Origin of the sequence: Terrabacter ginsenosidimutans (assembly GCF_039539425.1) — a bacterium.
Taxonomy (GTDB): Bacteria; Actinomycetota; Actinomycetes; order Actinomycetales; family Dermatophilaceae; genus Terrabacter; species Terrabacter ginsenosidimutans.
The window spans coordinates 90,221-107,314 of the sequence record NZ_BAABDC010000004.1 but is presented as its reverse complement, the minus strand read 5'-3'; the positions used below and the strand labels follow the sequence as shown (position 1 = coordinate 107,314).

At 71.3% G+C, this 17,094-nt stretch carries 12 protein-coding genes; all 12 read right to left on the bottom strand.

All coding sequences use genetic code 11. From position 1 onward, the window contains the following. Positions 1-82: 82 nt before the first annotated feature. A complete protein-coding gene (locus ABD831_RS13300) occupies positions 83-1,540 on the bottom strand; it encodes a glutamate synthase subunit beta (RefSeq protein ID WP_344947242.1) in 1,458 nt (485 codons plus the stop codon). Beyond that, complete coding sequence (gene gltB / locus ABD831_RS13295) at positions 1,533-6,098, bottom strand: glutamate synthase large subunit (RefSeq protein WP_344947239.1); 4,566 nt, start codon at positions 6,096-6,098, stop codon at positions 1,533-1,535. Before gltB ends, ABD831_RS13300 begins: the two co-directional genes overlap by 8 nt. 199 nt (positions 6,099-6,297) lie before the next feature. Further along, positions 6,298-7,353, bottom strand: a complete 1,056-nt coding sequence (gene lgt / locus ABD831_RS13290; protein ID WP_344947236.1) for a prolipoprotein diacylglyceryl transferase — start codon at positions 7,351-7,353, stop codon at positions 6,298-6,300. Then, a complete protein-coding gene (gene trpA / locus ABD831_RS13285) occupies positions 7,350-8,150 on the bottom strand; it encodes a tryptophan synthase subunit alpha (RefSeq protein WP_344947233.1) in 801 nt (266 codons plus the stop codon). Before trpA ends, lgt begins: the two co-directional genes overlap by 4 nt. Continuing rightward, on the bottom strand, positions 8,147-9,409 hold the full coding sequence (trpB, locus tag ABD831_RS13280; protein ID WP_344947230.1) for a tryptophan synthase subunit beta: 1,263 nt from the start codon (positions 9,407-9,409) through the stop codon (positions 8,147-8,149). The genes trpA and trpB overlap by 4 nt, the downstream gene beginning before the upstream one ends. A 2-nt stretch (positions 9,410-9,411) precedes the next feature. Then, positions 9,412-10,239: an indole-3-glycerol phosphate synthase TrpC gene (gene trpC / locus ABD831_RS13275; RefSeq protein ID WP_344947227.1), complete on the bottom strand. Its 828-nt coding sequence runs from the start codon at positions 10,237-10,239 to the stop codon at positions 9,412-9,414. Between the two features lie 5 nt (positions 10,240-10,244). After that, entirely contained in the window at positions 10,245-10,514 is a 270-nt protein-coding gene (locus ABD831_RS13270) for an HGxxPAAW family protein (RefSeq protein WP_344947224.1), read from the bottom strand. 71 nt (positions 10,515-10,585) lie between these two features. Further along, entirely contained in the window at positions 10,586-11,200 is a 615-nt protein-coding gene (locus ABD831_RS13265; protein WP_344947221.1) for a Trp biosynthesis-associated membrane protein, read from the bottom strand. Then, positions 11,197-12,780, bottom strand: coding sequence for an anthranilate synthase component I (locus ABD831_RS13260; RefSeq protein ID WP_344947219.1), 1,584 nt, complete (start codon positions 12,778-12,780; stop codon positions 11,197-11,199). The genes ABD831_RS13265 and ABD831_RS13260 overlap by 4 nt, the downstream gene beginning before the upstream one ends. Before the next feature lie 78 nt (positions 12,781-12,858). Further along, on the bottom strand, positions 12,859-13,266 hold the full coding sequence (hisI, locus tag ABD831_RS13255) for a phosphoribosyl-AMP cyclohydrolase (RefSeq protein ID WP_344947216.1): 408 nt from the start codon (positions 13,264-13,266) through the stop codon (positions 12,859-12,861). A 121-nt stretch (positions 13,267-13,387) separates the two neighbouring features. Continuing rightward, positions 13,388-15,199: an ABC transporter ATP-binding protein gene (locus ABD831_RS13250; protein ID WP_344947213.1), complete on the bottom strand. Its 1,812-nt coding sequence runs from the start codon at positions 15,197-15,199 to the stop codon at positions 13,388-13,390. Continuing rightward, complete coding sequence (locus ABD831_RS13245) at positions 15,196-17,088, bottom strand: ABC transporter ATP-binding protein (protein WP_425582823.1); 1,893 nt, start codon at positions 17,086-17,088, stop codon at positions 15,196-15,198. Before ABD831_RS13245 ends, ABD831_RS13250 begins: the two co-directional genes overlap by 4 nt. Between the last annotated feature and the right edge of the window lie 6 nt (positions 17,089-17,094).

The window sequence follows — 17,094 nt, the reverse complement described above, 5'->3', positions numbered from 1 at the left end:
ATTGACGATCATGCCCGTATGCCGTGTCGCCGAGGTGGCGACACGGCATACGGGAGGGGGTGCCCGGGTGACGAGCGACCGGTCAGGCGGTGAGCGGCCGGTCGGTCGGCGCGATGGGCCTCGGGAGGGAGCTCGACCCCGTGAGCCAGGCGTCGACTCCGGCGGCCGCGGCGCGTCCCTCGGCGATGGCCCAGACGATGAGCGACTGTCCGCGACCGGCGTCGCCGGCCACGAAGACGCCGGGGACCGAGCTCATGAAGTTCTTGTCACGGCGGACGTTGCTGCGCTCGTCGAGGTCGACCCCGAGCTGCTCGAGCACACCGCTCCCCTGGGGTCCGAGGAAGCCCATCGCGAAGAGCACGAGCTGCGCAGGGATCTCGCGCTCGGTGCCCGCCTTGGCGGTGGGGCGGCCGTCGACGAACTCGACCTCGGTCAGGCGCAGCGCCGCGACGTTGCCGTCGTCGTCACCGATGAACTCCGTCGTGCTGACGGCGTAGATGCGGTCACCGCCCTCCTCGTGCGCGCTCGCGACGCGGTAGAGCATCGGATAGGTGGGCCACGGCTGGCTGCCCGGGCGGTCCTCGCCCGGCTGCGGCATGATCTCGAGGCTCGTCACCGAGGCCGCGCCCTGACGGTGCGACGTGCCGATGCAGTCGGCGCCGGTGTCACCGCCACCGATGACGACGACGTGCTTGTCGGTCGCGAGGATCTGGTCCTCGACGTGCTCGCCGAGAGCGGCGCGGTTGCCCTGCGGGAGGAAGTCCATCGCCTGGTGGATGCCACCGAGCTGCCGGCCCGGGACGTCGAGGTCGCGCGGGACGGTCGCACCGAGGGCGAGGACGACGGCGTCGTAGCGGTCACGCAGCTGGCGACCTGTGATGTCGACACCGACGTCCATGCCGTTGCGGAAGCGGGTGCCCTCCGCGGTCATCTGGTCGAGCCGGCGGTCGAGCACCGACTTCTCCATCTTGAACTCGGGGATGCCATAGCGCAGCAGGCCACCGGGCTTGTCGGCGCGCTCGAAGACGGCGACGGTGTGACCGGCGCGGGTCAGCTGCTGGGCCGCGGCCAGACCCGCGGGGCCGGACCCCACGACGGCGACGGTCTTGCCCGACAGGCGCTCGGGCGGCAGCGGCGTCACGAGCCCCTCGTCGAAGGCGCGCTCGATCGTCGTGACCTCGACCTGCTTGATCGTCACGGCCGGCTGGTTGATCCCCAGGACGCACGCGGTCTCGCACGGCGCCGGACAGAGCCGCCCGGTGAACTCCGGGAAGTTGTTCGTCGCGTGCAGGCGCTCGATCGCGTCGGACCAGTCGCCCTTCCAGGCGAAGTTGTTCCACTCCGGGATGAGGTTGCCGAGCGGGCAGCCGGAGTGGCAGAACGGGATGCCGCAGTCCATGCAGCGGCCCGCCTGGCGCTGGAGCTGCCCGAGCTCCTGCTCCTCGTAGACCTCCTTCCAGTCCCGGATGCGCACCGGGACGGGACGGCGGGCCGGGAGCTCGCGCTCGCGGGTGGTGAGAAAGCCTTGGGGGTCAGCCACGGGAAGCCTCCATGATCCGGTTCCACACTTCGGGTCCGTCGAGGTCGAGGCCCTGCTCCTGCGCCTCGGCCCTGACGTCGAGGACACGCTGGTAGTCGCGTGGCAGCACGAGCGTGAAGCGCTCACGGGCGGCCGCCCAGTCGGCGAGCAGCGCCTGTGCGACCGGCGACTCGGTCCACCTCACGTGGGCCTCGAGCAGCTCGCGGAGCGGGCCGTCGTCGTCGTCCCGCAGGGCGAGCAGGTCGACCATCTCGCGGTTGACGAGATCGCGGTCGAGGTCGAGGACGTAGGCCACGCCGCCCGACATGCCGGCCGCGAAGTTGCGGCCGGTCTGGCCGAGGACGACCGCGGCACCACCGGTCATGTACTCGCAGCCGTGGTCGCCGACGCCCTCGACGACGGCGTGGGCGCCGGAGTTGCGCACGCAGAAGCGCTCACCGACGATGCCGCGCAGGAAGATCTGGCCGGTCGTGGCGCCGTAGGCGATGACGTTGCCGGCGATGACGTTCTCCTCGGCCACGAGGGTCGCGTCGCGGTGGGGTCGCACGACGACCCGGCCGCCGGAGAGCCCCTTGCCGACGTAGTCGTTGGCGTCGCCGAAGAGCTGCATCGTGACGCCCGCAGGTAGGAAGGCACCGAAGGACTGCCCACCCGAGCCGGTCATCGTGAGCTCGATCGTGTTGTCCGCGAGCCCGTGGGGGTGCGCCTTGGTCACGTGGTGACCGAGCATGGTGCCGACGGTGCGGTTGACGTTGCGCACGGCGATCTCGGTGCGCACCGGCTCGCCCGTCTCGATGGCCGACAGGGCGCGGCTCAGGAGCTCGTTGTCGAGCGCCTTGTCGAGCCCGTGGTCCTGCGTGGCCGACTGGTGCAGCGTGCCGCCGGTGGGGTTGTCGGCGACGGCGAGGATCGGGCTGAGGTCGAGGCCGGAGGCCTTCCAGTGGGCGATCGCCTTGTCGAGGTCGAGGCTCCCGACCTGGCCGACGGCCTCCTCGATGGAGCGGAAGCCGAGCGAGGCCAGGTGCTCTCGGACCTCCTCGGCGATGTACTCGAAGAAGGTCTCGACGAACTCCGGCTTGCCGGAGAACCGCGACCGCAGCTCGGGGTTCTGGGTCGCGATGCCGACCGGACAGGTGTCGAGGTGGCAGACGCGCATCATGACGCAGCCCGACACGACGAGCGGAGCCGTCGCGAAACCGAACTCCTCGGCGCCGAGCAAGGCGGCCACGACGACGTCGCGGCCGGTCTTCAGCTGACCGTCGACCTGGACGACGATGCGGTCGCGCAGACCGTTGAGCACCAGGGTCTGCTGGGCCTCGGCGAGACCGAGCTCCCACGGCGCGCCGGCGTGCTTGAGGGAGGTCAGCGGAGAGGCGCCCGTGCCACCGTCGTGACCCGAGATGAGCACGACGTCGGCGTGCGCCTTGGACACACCGGCGGCCACCGTGCCGACCCCGATCTCGGAGACGAGCTTGACGTGGATGCGGGCCGCAGGGTTGGCGTTCTTGAGGTCGTGGATCAGCTGCGCCAGGTCCTCGATGGAGTAGATGTCGTGGTGCGGCGGCGGGGAGATGAGGCCCACACCGGGCGTCGAGTGACGCGTCTTGGCCACCCACGGGTAGACCTTGTGGCCCGGCAGCTGACCGCCCTCGCCCGGCTTGGCGCCCTGGGCCATCTTGATCTGGATGTCGTCGGAGTGCGTGAGGTAGAGGCTCGTCACGCCGAACCGTCCGGACGCGACCTGCTTGACGGCAGAACGGCGCTCGGGGTCGAGCAGTCGGTCGACGTCCTCGCCGCCCTCACCGGTGTTGGAGCGGCCGCCGAGGTGGTTCATGGCGATCGCGAGCGTCTCGTGCGCCTCCTTGGAGATCGAGCCGTAGCTCATCGCGCCGGTGTTGAAGCGCTTGACGATCTCGCTGACCGGCTCGACCTCCTCGATCGGCACGGGGAGTCGTCCGGTGACGCCGGTCGGGCGGAAGCCCATGAGGCCGCGCAGCGTCATCAGGCGCGACGTCTGGTCGTCGACACGACCCGTGTACTGCTTGAAGACGTCGTAGCGGCGCTGCCGCGTCGAGTGCTGCAGGCGGAAGACCGTCTCGGGGTCGAAGAGGTGCGGCTCACCCTCGCGGCGCCACTGGTACTCGCCGCCGACCTCGAGGGTGCGGTGCGGCTGGTGGACGCCGTCCGGCGGGTAGGCGCGGGCGTGGCGCTCGGCCGTCTCCCGGGCGATGACGTCCAGGCCGACACCGCCGAGCTGGCTCACCGTGCCGGTGAAGTAGCGCTCGACGAGAGCCTGCGACAGGCCGATGGCCTCGAAGACCTGGGCGCCGCGGTAGGACGCGACGGTCGAGATGCCCATCTTGGACATCACCTTGAGCACGCCCTTGCCGAGCGCCTTGATGAGGTTGGCGACGGCCTTCTCCGAGGTCACGCCCTCGATCTCGCCGGCCCGGACGAGGTCCTCGACGGTCTCCATGGCGAGGTAGGGGTTGACGGCGGCCGCACCGAATCCGATGAGCAGCGCGACGTGGTGGACCTCGCGCACGTCGCCGGCCTCGACGAGCAGACCCACCTGGGTGCGGGTCTTCTCACGGATGAGGTGGTGGTGCACGGCCGCGGTGAGCAGCAGGGACGGGATCGGGGCCAGGTCGCGGCCGGAGTCGCGGTCCGAGAGCACGACGAAGCGCGCACCGCGGGAGATGGCCTGCGACACCTCCGCGAAGATCTCCTCGAGGCGGTCGCGCATGGCAGCCGCTCCCCCGGTGACGTCGTAGAGCCCACGCACGACGTGGGTCGCGTAGCCGGGCAGGTCGCCGTCGGCGTTGATGTGCACGATCTTGGCGAGCTCGTCGTTGTCGATGACCGGGAAGTCGAGGACGAGCTGGCGCGCGTGCGACGGCGAGGCCGACAGGGCGTTGCCCTCGGGACCCATGTAGGTGCCGAGCGAGGTGACGAGCTCCTCGCGGATCGCGTCGAGCGGCGGGTTGGTCACCTGCGCGAAGAGCTGGGTGAAGTAGTCGAAGAGCAGGCGCGGCCGCGAGGACAGGACGGCGATGGGGGTGTCGGTTCCCATCGAGCCGAGCGCCTCCCCGCCGGAGCGGGCCATCGGCGTCAGCAGGATGCGCAGCTCCTCGGCGGTGTAGCCGAACGTCTGCTGGCGACGGGCGACCGAGGCGGCCGTGTGCACGATGTGCTCACGCTCCGGCAGGTCCTCGAGGCGGATGAGGCCGGCGTGCAGCCACTCGGCATACGGCTTGGCCGCGGCGAGCTGGGACTTGATCTCCTCGTCGCTGACGATCCGGCCGTGCTCGGTGTCGACGAGGAACATCTTGCCGGGCTGCAGGCGACCGCGCTGGACGATGGTCTCGGGGTCGAGCTCGAGCACGCCCGACTCCGAGGCCAGCACGACGAGGCCGTCGTCGGTCACCGTGTAGCGACCCGGGCGCAGGCCGTTGCGGTCGAGGACCGCGCCGACGAGCGTGCCGTCGCTGAAGCAGACGTTGGCGGGACCGTCCCACGGCTCCATGAAGGTCGAGTGGAACTCGTAGAACGCCTTGCGCGCCGGGTCCATCGTGGCGTGGTTCTCCCACGCCTCGGGGATCATCATGAGCACCGCGTGCGGGAGTGAGCGGCCACCGAGGTGGAGCAGCTCGAGCACCTCGTCGAAGCTCGCCGAGTCGGAGGCCTCGGGGGTGCAGATGGGGAAGACGCGCTCGAGGTCGCCCGGGATGATGTCCGACGTCAGCAGGCTCTCACGGGCGTGCATCCAGTTGCGGTTGCCCTTGACGGTGTTGATCTCGCCGTTGTGCGCGATGAAGCGGTACGGGTGCGCGAGCGGCCAGGACGGGAACGTGTTGGTCGAGAAGCGCGAGTGCACGAGGGCCAGCTCGCTGGCGAAGCGCGGGTCGGACAGGTCAGGGAAGAACGGCTCGAGCTGGCCGGTGGTCAGCATGCCCTTGTAGACGATGGTGCGGGAGCTGAGCGAGGAGAAGTAGACGTCGACCTCGTGCTCGGCGCGCTTGCGCAGGCAGAAGGCGAGCCGGTCGAGGCCCAGGGCCACCTGCCGGCCGATCGCGCTGCTGACGAAGAGCTGCTCGAAGAACGGCATGCACTGGCGGGCCACCGTGCCGACGAGGTCGCCCTCGACGGGCACCTCACGCCACCCGAGCACCTTGAGGTTCTCGGCGACCGCGAGCTCCTCGATGCGGGCCTTGGCCGCGGCCCGCTCGATGGGGTTCTGCGGCAGGAAGGCGATGCCCGCGGCATACGCCCCGCTGTTGGGGAGCGTGAAGGGGACGGTGGCCCGGAAGAACTCGTCCGGGATCTGCGTCAGGATGCCGGCACCGTCACCGACGAGCGGGTCGGCGCCGGTCGCTCCACGATGGTCGAGGTTGCGCAGCGCCGTCAGGGCGTGGTCGACGATGTCGTGGCCGGCGGTCCCCCGCATCGTCGCGATGAGGGCGACACCGCAGGCGTCGTGCTCGTGCTCGCGTCGGTAGAGACCGGAGTTCTCCGGGTGTGCACTGAAGAGGGCACGGGTGCGGGTGTGCGGCGGCATCTTCACCGTCCTTCTGCTGGGTCCCAGGCGGCGACCGCACGGGGCCACGCGACATGAAAAGGGCATGTGGACGGCACTGGCCACAGGCGTTGCTGACGACGATATCGGAGGGACCGCTCGTCCTACCTGTTGATACGGCGGATTCCGCATCCTGAGACGCCGTGCTCACGTCCACGGAGGAGACGTGACGAGGGCGACATCAGGACTGTGTCGAACGGTCCACCTTCGCGACACCGGGAGACGTGTCGTTCGACCCGTCGGCAGGACCCTCCACCGAAGAATCTTCGGGCGCCGCGGTCTGCCCGTCCTCCGCGCCGTCAGTGCCGTCCGTGGCGTCGGTGCCGTCCGTCCCGTCGGCGCCGTCGATGCCCTTCGGTGCCGTCGGAGCGACCGGCTGCTCCATCCGGCCGAACCGCCGCCACAGGACGACGCCGAGGATGAAGACGAGGATGGAGACCCACGTGTTGACCCGCTGGCCGAGGATGAGGTTGGCCGAGTCGGTGCGCATGTTCTCGATGACGATGCGCCCCACCGGGTAGCCCATGACGTAGGCAGCGAAGACCTGGCCTGCCTTGAGCGGACGACGCCGGCCCAGCCAGATGAGGAAGGCCGCGAGCAGCAGGCACCACAGGGCCTCGTAGAGGAACGTCGGGTGGAAGTAGCCCTTGACGATCGGGTTGCCCTGGGCGTCGACGACGGCCCGGCCGAGGGAGGTGTCCCACTCGTAGATCCGCAGCCTCCACGGCAGGTCCGTGGGCGCGCCGTAGATCTCGTTGTTGAACCAGTTGCCGAAACGGCCCATCGCCTGGGCGATGGCGAGGCCGGGTGCGGCGGCGTCGACGAAGTCGCGGAAGGCGACGCCGTTCTTGCGGCACCCGATCCAGGCGCCCACCGCTCCGAGCGCGACGGCGCCCCAGATGCCGAGGCCGCCCTCGTAGATGGCGAAGGCCTTCCACGGGTCGCCGTTCTCGCCGAAGTACGGCTGGGGCGTGGTGATGAGGTGGTAGAGGCGTCCGCCGACGATGCCGAACGGCACGGCCCAGGCGGAGATGTCGATGGCGATGCCCTTGCGGTGCCCGCGGGCCTCGAGGCGCTTCTGCGTGAGCCACACCGCGACGACGATGCCGGCGAGGATGCACAGGGCATACCCCCGGATCGGCAGCGGGCCGAGGTGCCAGACGCCGACGCTCGGCGACGGGATCTCGGCCGGCAGGGCGGCGCCCAGGGCGGCGGGCACGTTGGCGAGCAGGCTCATGAGCGGCTCCGTCGCACGCCGTCGGCCAGCTCGCGGGCCAGGGCCCCAAGGGCTTCGAGCCCCTGCGCCTCGGAGTCGGCCTCGGTGAGGCAGCGCACCAGGGCGGAGCCGACGATGACACCGTCGGCGTAGCGGCCGACCTCGGCCGCCTGGTCGCCGGTCGAGACACCGAGCCCGACGCAGACGGGCAGGTCGGTGTGCTCACGGGTGCGCGACACGAGGGCGTCGGCGGCGTCGCCGACGCTGGCGCGTGCACCGGTGACGCCCATGACGGCGGTGGCGTAGACGAAGCCGCGGCACTGCGACGTCACGGCGGCGAGCCGCTCGGGCGTCGAGCTCGGCGCGACGAGGAAGACCTTGTCGAGGTCGTGGGCGTCGGCCGCGGCGATCCAGTCGCCCGCCTCGTCGGGGATGAGGTCGGGGGTGATGAGACCGGCTCCCCCGGCGGCGGCGAGGTCGGCGGCGAAGCGCTCGACGCCGTAGCGCAGGACGGGGTTCCAGTACGTCATCACGAGCGCGCCGGCACCGGCGTCCGAGACCTCGCGGGCGGCCGTGAAGATGTCGCTCAGGTGCACGCCGGCGGCCAGGGCCCGCACGGCGGCGTCCTGGATGACCGGACCGTCCATCACGGGGTCGCTGTAGGGCACGCCGATCTCGACGATGTCGACGCCCGAGTCGACGAGGACCTTCATCGCGGCGATCGAGCCCTCGACCGACGGGAAGCCGACAGGGAGGTAGCCGATGAGGGCTGCCCGGTTGTCGGCGCGGCACTTCTCGAGGATGGCCTCGACACTCACTGCTGGACCCCCATGCCCTTGGCGCCGTCGTCCTCGGCCGGCAGACGGGTCGACCCGTCGTCGCCGATGAGACCGAACCACTCGGCCGCCGTGTGGACGTCCTTGTCGCCGCGACCCGAGAGGTTGACGAGCAGGACGGCATCGGGGCCGAGCTCGCGCCCGACCTTCATCGCCCCGGCGAGGGCGTGCGCGCTCTCGATGGCCGGCAGGATGCCCTCCGTGCGCGACAGCAGCGAGAAGGCCTCCATGGCCTCGTCGTCGGAGACCGGGCGGTACTCCGCCCGACCCGACTCGAGCAGGTGGGCGTGCTCCGGGCCGACGCTGGGGTAGTCGAGACCCGCCGACACGCTGTGCGACTCGACGGTCTGGCCGTCCTCGTCCTGCATGACGTAGGTGAAGGCGCCGTGGAGCACGCCCGGGATGCCGGCGGAGAAGCGCGCGGCGTGCTTGCCGGACTCGACGCCCTCTCCACCCGCCTCGAAGCCGATGAGCCGCACCGACCGGTCGTCGATGAAGCGGTGGAAGATGCCGATCGCGTTGGAACCGCCACCGACGCAGGCGAGCACGGCGTCGGGCAGGCGCCCGACGAGGTCGAGCACCTGCTGGCGCGCCTCGACCCCGATGACGCGGTGGAAGTCGCGGACCATCTCGGGGAACGGGTGCGGCCCGGTCACGGTCCCGAGGACGTAGTGGGTCGTCGCGACGTTGGCCACCCAGTCGCGGAACGCCTCGTTGACCGCGTCCTTGAGCGTCCTACTGCCGTTGTCGACGGGGACGACGGTGGCCCCCAGCAGGCGCATCCGCGCCACGTTGAGCGCCTGGCGCTCGGTGTCCTTGCGGCCCATGTAGACGACGCACTCGAGGCCGAGCAGGGCCGCGGCGGTGGCGGTGGCCACCCCGTGCTGGCCCGCGCCGGTCTCGGCGATGACGCGGGTCTTGCCCATGCGCTTGGTCAGCAGGGCCTGGCCGAGGACGTTGTTGATCTTGTGCGAGCCCGTGTGGTTGAGGTCCTCGCGCTTGAGGATGACGCGGGCGCGACCGCAGTGCTCTGCGAACCGGGGCACCTCGGTGATGATGCTGGGCCGGCCGGTGTACGTGCGCTGCAGGCGCTCGAGCTCGCCGACGAACTCCGGGTCCACGACGGCCTTGCGCCAGACCTCCTCGAGCTGCTCGAGCGCGGGGATGAGGGCCTCGGGGACGTAGCGTCCGCCGAAGCCTCCGAAGCGGCCGTATGCCGGCACGTTGGATGTCGTGGTCATGCTCACTCTCCTGCCGCGCCGAGGCGGGCCGAGGCCCGGACCGCGGTCGCGACGTCGATGAAGCTGCGGATCGCGGCCTCGGGGTGACCGTCCTTGACGAGCGCCTCACCGACGAGGACCGCGCCGGCGCCGGCGCGGACGTAGGTGGCGACGTCGGCCGGTCCGCTCACCCCGGACTCGGCCACGCCGACCACGCCCTCCGGCACGCGTGGCAGCAGGGCGGTGACGGTGCGGGGGTCGACCTCGAGCGTCTTGAGGTTGCGGGCGTTGACGCCCACGAGGACGGGGTCGAGCGCGAGGGCCCGGTCGAGCTCGGCCGCGTCGTGCACCTCGACGAGGGCCGTCATGCCGAGGTCGCGGGCCTGCTCGTGGAGGTCTCGCATCAGGGCGTCGTCGAGAGCCGCGACGATGAGCAGGACCAGGTCGGCGCCGTGCGCACGCGCCTCGGTCACCTGGTAGGCGTCGACCATGAAGTCCTTGCGCAGCAAGGGGGTTCGCACGGCCGCTCGCACGTCATCGAGGTCGGCGAGGCTGCCTGAGAACCGGCGTTCCTCGGTGAGGACGCTGATGGCGCTCGCCCCGCCGGCGGCATACGACCTCGCCAGCACGCCGGGCTCGGGGATGTCGGCGAGGGCTCCCTTGCTCGGACTCGACCGCTTGACCTCGGCGATGACGGCGACGCCCTCGGCGGAGCGGATGCCGGGCATCGGGTCGAGGGCGGGGCCCACGGCCCCGAGCCGCGCCTCGAGCTCGGTCAGCGGCAGGGCGGCACGACGGCGCCCGAGATCCTCGCGGACGCCGCTGATGATCCCGTCGAGAACCGTCGGCACCGCGCTCAGCTCTTGCCGACGGTGCCGGCGCCCGACTCGTCGGGGGCGTCGACGATCGAGCCACCCTGCGCATGGTGACCGTTGCTGCCGTAGCCGGCCATGGACATGGTCTTGCCCGCTGCGACACCCGCCACGATGACCGCGGCACCGATGATGCCGAGGAACAGGCTGGGGATGACGACGGCGACCGACGCGATGGCCGTGCCGACCAGGATGATCCCGACCCCGGTCCAGGCGGCGGTGCTGTGACCGTGGTCCTCGTGCTGCTCTTCCATGGCGTCCTCTCTGGTCCGATCGGCTCCACGCCCGTGCGGGCCGACGGCGTCCATTCTGTCAGGTCTCGCGGTCAGGTCTCGTCGGGGGCATCACGCAGGGTGGGGTCCCCGCCCTCGGACAGCTCGTCCCACGTCGTGCGGACCTCGCCGCGGGGCCCGCCGGCCGGTTTGTCGCCGCGCTCGTAGCGTCCCGAGAGGCCGGCCCACGAACGGCTCGACACGGCAGCGAGCACCGCACCGAGGGCCAGCAGCGCGGCGACGACGACGGCCGACCAGACCCACGCGGTGCTGGAGCCGGTGGCGGCGGGTGCGGTCGTCCGGGCGAGCTCGCGCGCGACCGCGTCGGCCACCGTGCCGACCGGGCGCAGTGCGACGAGCAGGGTCATCGCCAGGGCGCCGAGCGATGCCAGCACGATGACGACCGCGGCCACCGCACGGATGACGCGTCCTCCGGTCATGAGCCCGAGCAGGGCGACGACGCAGACGGCGGTGAGTCCCACGACACCGGGCGCAGCCGCCCCGCCCGTCACCTCGGTCACCGCCTGGCTGAGGACGTCCCGCGACTCTCCGCGCGCCCAGATGCGTGTGGTGAGGCCGAGGAGCAGGGCTGCCGGGACGAGGACGACGAGGGCTGCACGCTTCTTGTCGAGGGCGCGCGGCCTGCGGGTGGACTCCGTGACGGTCATGCGCGGTGGTCCCCGAGCGGCCGCAGCCCGGCCGCCGCGGCGACGGCGCGCAGGGCGGCGGCGGCCTTGTTGACCGTCTCCTCGTACTCGAGGTGCGGCACCGAGTCGGCGACGATGCCGGCCCCGGCCTGGACGTGGGCGAGGCCGTCCTTGATGAGGGCCGTCCGGATCGCGATGGCCATGTCGAGGTCACCGGCGAAGTCGAGGTAGCCGACGACGCCGCCGTAGAGGCCTCGACGGAGTCCCTCGTAGGCGTCGATGAGCGCCATGGCGCGTGGCTTCGGCGCGCCGCTCAGCGTGCCCGCGGGAAACGTCGCGACGAGCGCGTCGTAGGCGCTCTGGTCCTCGCGCAGGTCGCCGACGACCGTCGACTCGATGTGCATGATGTGGCTGTAGCGCCGGATCGACATGAAGTCCACGGTGTCGACGGTGCCCGCGCGGCAGATGCGCTGGAGGTCGTTGCGTGCGAGGTCGACGAGCATGAGGTGCTCGGCCCGCTCCTTGGCGTCGCCGAGGAGCTCCTCGGCCAGGTGCGCGTCGTGGTCGGGGCTCTTGCCCCGTGGGCGCGAGCCGGCGATCGGGTGGGTGATGGCCTGGCGTCCGGTCACCTTGATGAGCGCCTCGGGGCTCGAGCCGACGATGTCGTAGGCCGTGCCGTCGGGGTGCGGGAGCCGCAGGAGGTACATGTAGGGGCTGGGGTTGCTGACCCGGAGCGCCCGGTAGACGTCGAGGGCGTCGGCCCGGCACGGCAGGGTGAAGCGTTGGCTGACGACGATCTGGAAGGCCTCGCCGGCGCGGATGGCCTCCTTGGCCTCCTCCACCATCTCCTCGAACTCGGGCTGCGTGTGGCTGCTCGTCGGCCGGCTCTCGATGGGCTCGATGGTCGCGACGGTGCTCGGCGCCGGAGCCGCGAGCTCGTCGGTCATCCGGTCGAGCCGGCTGACCGCGTCGGCCCACGCGTCCTCGATGCGCTCGTCGGTGGCGTCGTGGTTGACGGCGTTGGCGACGAGCAGCAGCGAGCCGTCGCTGTGGTCGAAGACAGCGAGGTCCGTGGCGAGCATCATCGCCACCTCGGGCAGGTCGAGCTCGTCGCGCCCGGCGTCGGGCACGTTCTCCCAACGGCGCACGGCGTCGTAGGTGATGGCGCCGACGAGTCCGCCCGTCAACGGCGGCAGCCCGGGGGTGCGTGGTGTGGCCAGTGCGGCGACCGTCTCGCGGACCGCTTCGGTCGGGTCACCGTCGGTGGGCAGGCCGACCGGCGGCTCGCCGATCCAGTGGGCGCGGCCGTCCTTCTCGGTCAGCGTCGCTGCGCTCCGCGCTCCGACGATCGAGTAGCGCGACCACACTCCCCCGTGCTCGGCGGACTCGAGCAGGAACGTGCCCGGGGCGTCCTTCGCGAGCTTGCGGTAGACGCCGACGGGGGTCTCGGCGTCGGCCAGCACACGGCGTACGACGGGGATGACGCGACGGTGCTCGAGAGCGAGCTCGGTGAAGACCTCGAGGCTCGGCCACGTGCGACCCCACGCGAGGTCGGCGTGCGGCGCGGGCGCGGGGGCGAGCGAGGTGTTCGAGTCGGGCACCGTGCCATTCTGGCCCACCCGGTCGTATGCCGCGTCCCCGCCTCACCCGTCGAGAGGCCACGAGTGGCCCCCTGACGGTCAGGGGGTTTCGAGCTCCGGGTCGGGGGTGCCGATGGTGGCGGGCAGGACGCGGGCGTCGAAGCACGTGCGGTCGCCGGTGTGGCAGGCCGCGCCGACCTGGTCGACGCTGACGAGCAGGGCGTCCCCGTCGCAGTCGAGGCGTACGCCCTTGACCCACTGGGCGTGCCCGCTCGTGTCGCCCTTGCGCCAGTACTCCTGCCGGCTGCGCGACCAGAACGTCACACGCCCCTCGCCGAGTGTGCGGCGCAGTGCCTCGTCGTCCATCCAGCCGACCATGAGGACGTCCCCGGTGTCGTGCTGCTGCACCACGGCCGCGACGAGCCCCTGCTCGTCGCGCTTGAGCAGGGCGGCGATGCGGGGGTCGAGGGTCGTCGGGTCGGGCACGGAGTCGATGGCGTCACTCACCCGGACATTCTGCCCGCCCCGAGCCCCAACGCTGCGCTCGGTCTCGAAAGCCGGCAGGACTCGGAGGTCGGCACGAACCCCGCGTTCGGGCCGGGTGGCCCAGACTCAGGGCCCAGACGGCTCAGACGGCTTGCTGCTGGGCGACCCAGGACTCGTGCAGCCGGGAGTAGACGCCGCCGAGACGCACGAGCTCGCTGTGGTGCCCACGCTCGACGATGCGGCCGGCGTCGACGACGATCACCTCGTCGGCGGCCTGAGCCGTGGAGAGCCGGTGCGCGATGGCGATGGACGTGCGGCCCCTCGTCAGCGAGTCGAGGGCCCGCTGGAGACGCACCTCGGTGCTCGGGTCGACGGCGGAGGTGGCCTCGTCGAGCACGAGCAGGTCCGGGTCCGCGAGGTAGGCGCGGGCGAGGGCCACGAGCTGGCGCTCGCCCGCGGACAGCGACTCTCCGCGCTGACCGACGTCGGTGCCGAGGCCGAGTGGCAGGGTCGACACCCAGGGGTCGAGACCGAGCTCGGTGAGGGTGAGCCGGACGTCCTCTTCGCTCGCGTCGGGCCGGCCAAAGCGGATGTTGTCGAGCAGCGTGCCGTCGAAGAGGAAGCCCTCCTGCGGCACGAGCACGACGCGCGAGCGGAGCGAGGAGAAGCGGATCGTGCGCAGGTCGACACCGTCGAGGAGCACCTGTCCGCTGCTCGAGTCCATGAGCCGGGTCAACAGCTTGGCCAGCGTCGACTTGCCCGAGCCGGTCTCGCCGACGATGGCGACCCGGCTGCGCGGCGCGATGGTCAGGTCGATGTCGTGGAGCACCGGCTCGCCGCCGGGGTAGGCGAACCCGACCTCGTTGAACTGCACGGTGATCGGCCCGCGGGGCAGCGTCACGCCGGCCTCGCCGGGGTCGGAGACGTCGGCCGGGGTGTCGATGATGCCGATGACGCGGCGCCAGCCCGCGACGGCGTTCTGCATCTCGTTGAGGATCTCGGTGGCCTGCTGCACGGGCTGGGTGAAGAGGTTGACGAGAAAGAGGAACGCGAGCAGCTCGCCGAGCGTGAGGCTCCCCCGGGAGGCGAGGATCGTGCCGACCACGAGGACGACGGCGGTCGTGAGTCCGGAGACGAGCTGTCCGGACGTGAACGCGACGACCGAGCGGGCCTGGGCCCCGATGGCTGCCTTGCGGTGCGCCTCCACCGCGGCGTCGATGCGCTCCGCGGTGCGGTCCTCGACGCCGTAGGCGCGGATCGCCTGGGCACCGACGACGGCCTCGGAGATGGCGCCGAGCATGTCGCCGACGCGCTCGCGCACCTGCGTGTAGGCGCGGCCGACGATGCCCTGGAACTTGCGGATGATGACGAACAACGGGACGAAGCAGAGCCACACGACCAGGCCGAGCAGGGGGCTGTAGACGACCATCAGCACGGTGGCGAGCGTGATCTGCGCGATGTTGATCATCAGCATCAGGCCGCCGAACTGCACGAACATCGAGATCGTGTCGACGTCGGACGTCACGCGGGAGACGAGGGAGCCTCGGCGCTCCGTGTTCTGGGTCAGCATCGCGAGGTCGTGGATGTGCCGGAACGCCTTGAGACGCAACGTCGCCAAGCCGTTCTCCGACGACCTGAAGAGGCGGATGTTGACGAAGTAGGCCGAGAACGCCGTGACGACGACACCGACGAGCGCGACGCCGATGTAGACGGCCACCACCGCCAGGTCGGGGCCGCCGGGCGCGAGGAGGCCGTTGTCGGTGATCCGCTGGACCACGAACGGCACGAGCACCCGGCCGAGCGTCGACAGCACGGCGAGCATCACCGTGACCCAGATGCCCTTGCGCAGCTCGGGCGAGAGCTCGACACCGCGACGCAGCGTCTGCCACGTCGTCATCTCCTTGCCCGTCGCCACACCGTGGTGCTCGACGAGGACCTGGGACCGCATGCTCATCGGGAGACCTCCTGGGCCGCGTCGCTGCCGTGCGCGTCGCCGTCGACGAGCTCCTCGGCGGCGGCGATGGCCTCGCGCTCGGCGGCTTCGCGGGCGTATGCCGTGACGAGCCGTTCGTAGCCGACGCACCGCCCGAGCAGCTGGTCGTGGGAGCCGTGGTCCACGACGTGACCGCCCTCCATGTAGACCACCTCGTCGGCGAGCAGGATCGTGGCCATGCGGTAGGCGACGACGAGGACCGTCGTGCCGGAGCTCGCCTCGCGCAGCCGGGCGAGGATGGCCTGCTCGACGCTGGGGTCGACCGCCGAGGTGGCGTCGTCGAGAATGAGCAGCTGTGGCTCGCGGATCACTGCGCGTGCCAACGCAATTCGCTGACGCTGTCCACCGGAGAGGCTGGCGCCGCGCTCGCCGACGTGGGTCTCGAGCCCGTCGGGCAGCTTCTCGACGAAGGCAGCTGCCTGCGCGACGTTGAGCGCGTGCCAGACGCTCTCGTCGTCGTGCCGGGCCCCGAGCGTGATGTTGCCGCGCACGCTGTCGTCGAACATGAAGGTCTGCTGGGCGACGAGGGCCGCGACATCGCTGACACCGCCGCGACGCACCTCCCGGAGGTCGACGTCGTCGACGAGCACGGCACCGCTGTCCGGGTCCACGAGGCGCATGACGAGGTTGGTCAGCGTCGACTTGCCGCTGCCGGTGGGCCCGACGAGCGCCACCGTCGCACCGGGCGCGACGTCGAGGGTGACGTCGACGACTGCAGGGTTGCGGTCCGCCTCACCGGTCTCGGACTCGATCTCGTAGGCGTAGGAGATGTGGTCGGCCTGCAGGTGACTGGCCCGACCCGACGGCAGGGAGCGCTCGCCGTAGGTCATGCTGCCCGTCGCGTCGAGCACGGCCGAGACGCGGTTCCATCCCACGACGGCGCGCGGCAGCTCGGCCAGCACCCAGCCCAGCGCTCGGACGGGGAAGGCGAGGATCGAGAAGAGGTAGGCGATCTGGACGACCTCGGCGGCGGTGAGCAGGCCGCTGCGCACCCGCAGCGTGCCCACGAAGAGGACGGCGAGCGTGCCGACCGTGGGGATGGCCTCGATCGCCGGGTCGAAGCGACCGCGGGTGCGCCCGACCTCGATGTTGGCGTCGCGCAGCTCGTGCGTCACGGCCCGGAAGCGCTCGGCCTCATGGTCCTCGCGACCGAGGGACTTGACGATGAGGGCCGCCTCGAAGCTCTCGTGGGCTACCTCGGAGACGTCGGCGCGCAACTGCTGCGCCCGGGTCACGCGCGGGGACATCGCGCGCTGGAACGCCACGTTGGCGAGGAAGAGCATCGGGAAGACGGTGAGCCCGACGAGGGCCAGCCACGGGTCGACGACGAGCATCTGGACGATGCCGAAGACGAGCATGACGACGACGCCGAGGGCCATCGGCAGCGGCGCGAAGATGTTCCACGTCGCCTCGACGTCGGCGTTCGCGTTGGAGAGCAGCTGCCCGGACGGGTGCCTGTGGTGCCAGCTGAGCGGCAGCCGGAGGTACTGGCGCGTGACCTGGCGGCGGTAGATCGCGCCGAGGTTGTACATCGTGACACCGCCGGCGATGCGCCGGCCGATGACGCCGACGATGGTCGTCAGCACGACGGCCGCCATCACCCCGCCGATGAACCACAGCTGGGAGGCGGTGACGTGCTGCGCCTCGATGGCGGGGGCGACCGCGTGCTTGACGACGTAGCCGATGGCGGCGGCCGTGAGGCTCGTCATGACGCCGTAGACGACGCTGCCGAGGACGGCGAGGGAGAACCAGCGCGGCTGGCCCTTGATGCCCCGGCCGATGACGGCGAGACCCTCCCGCAGGGTCGAGGTGGTCGGGACGTTCACGGTGTGCTGCTCCCCTGGTGACATGCGCGC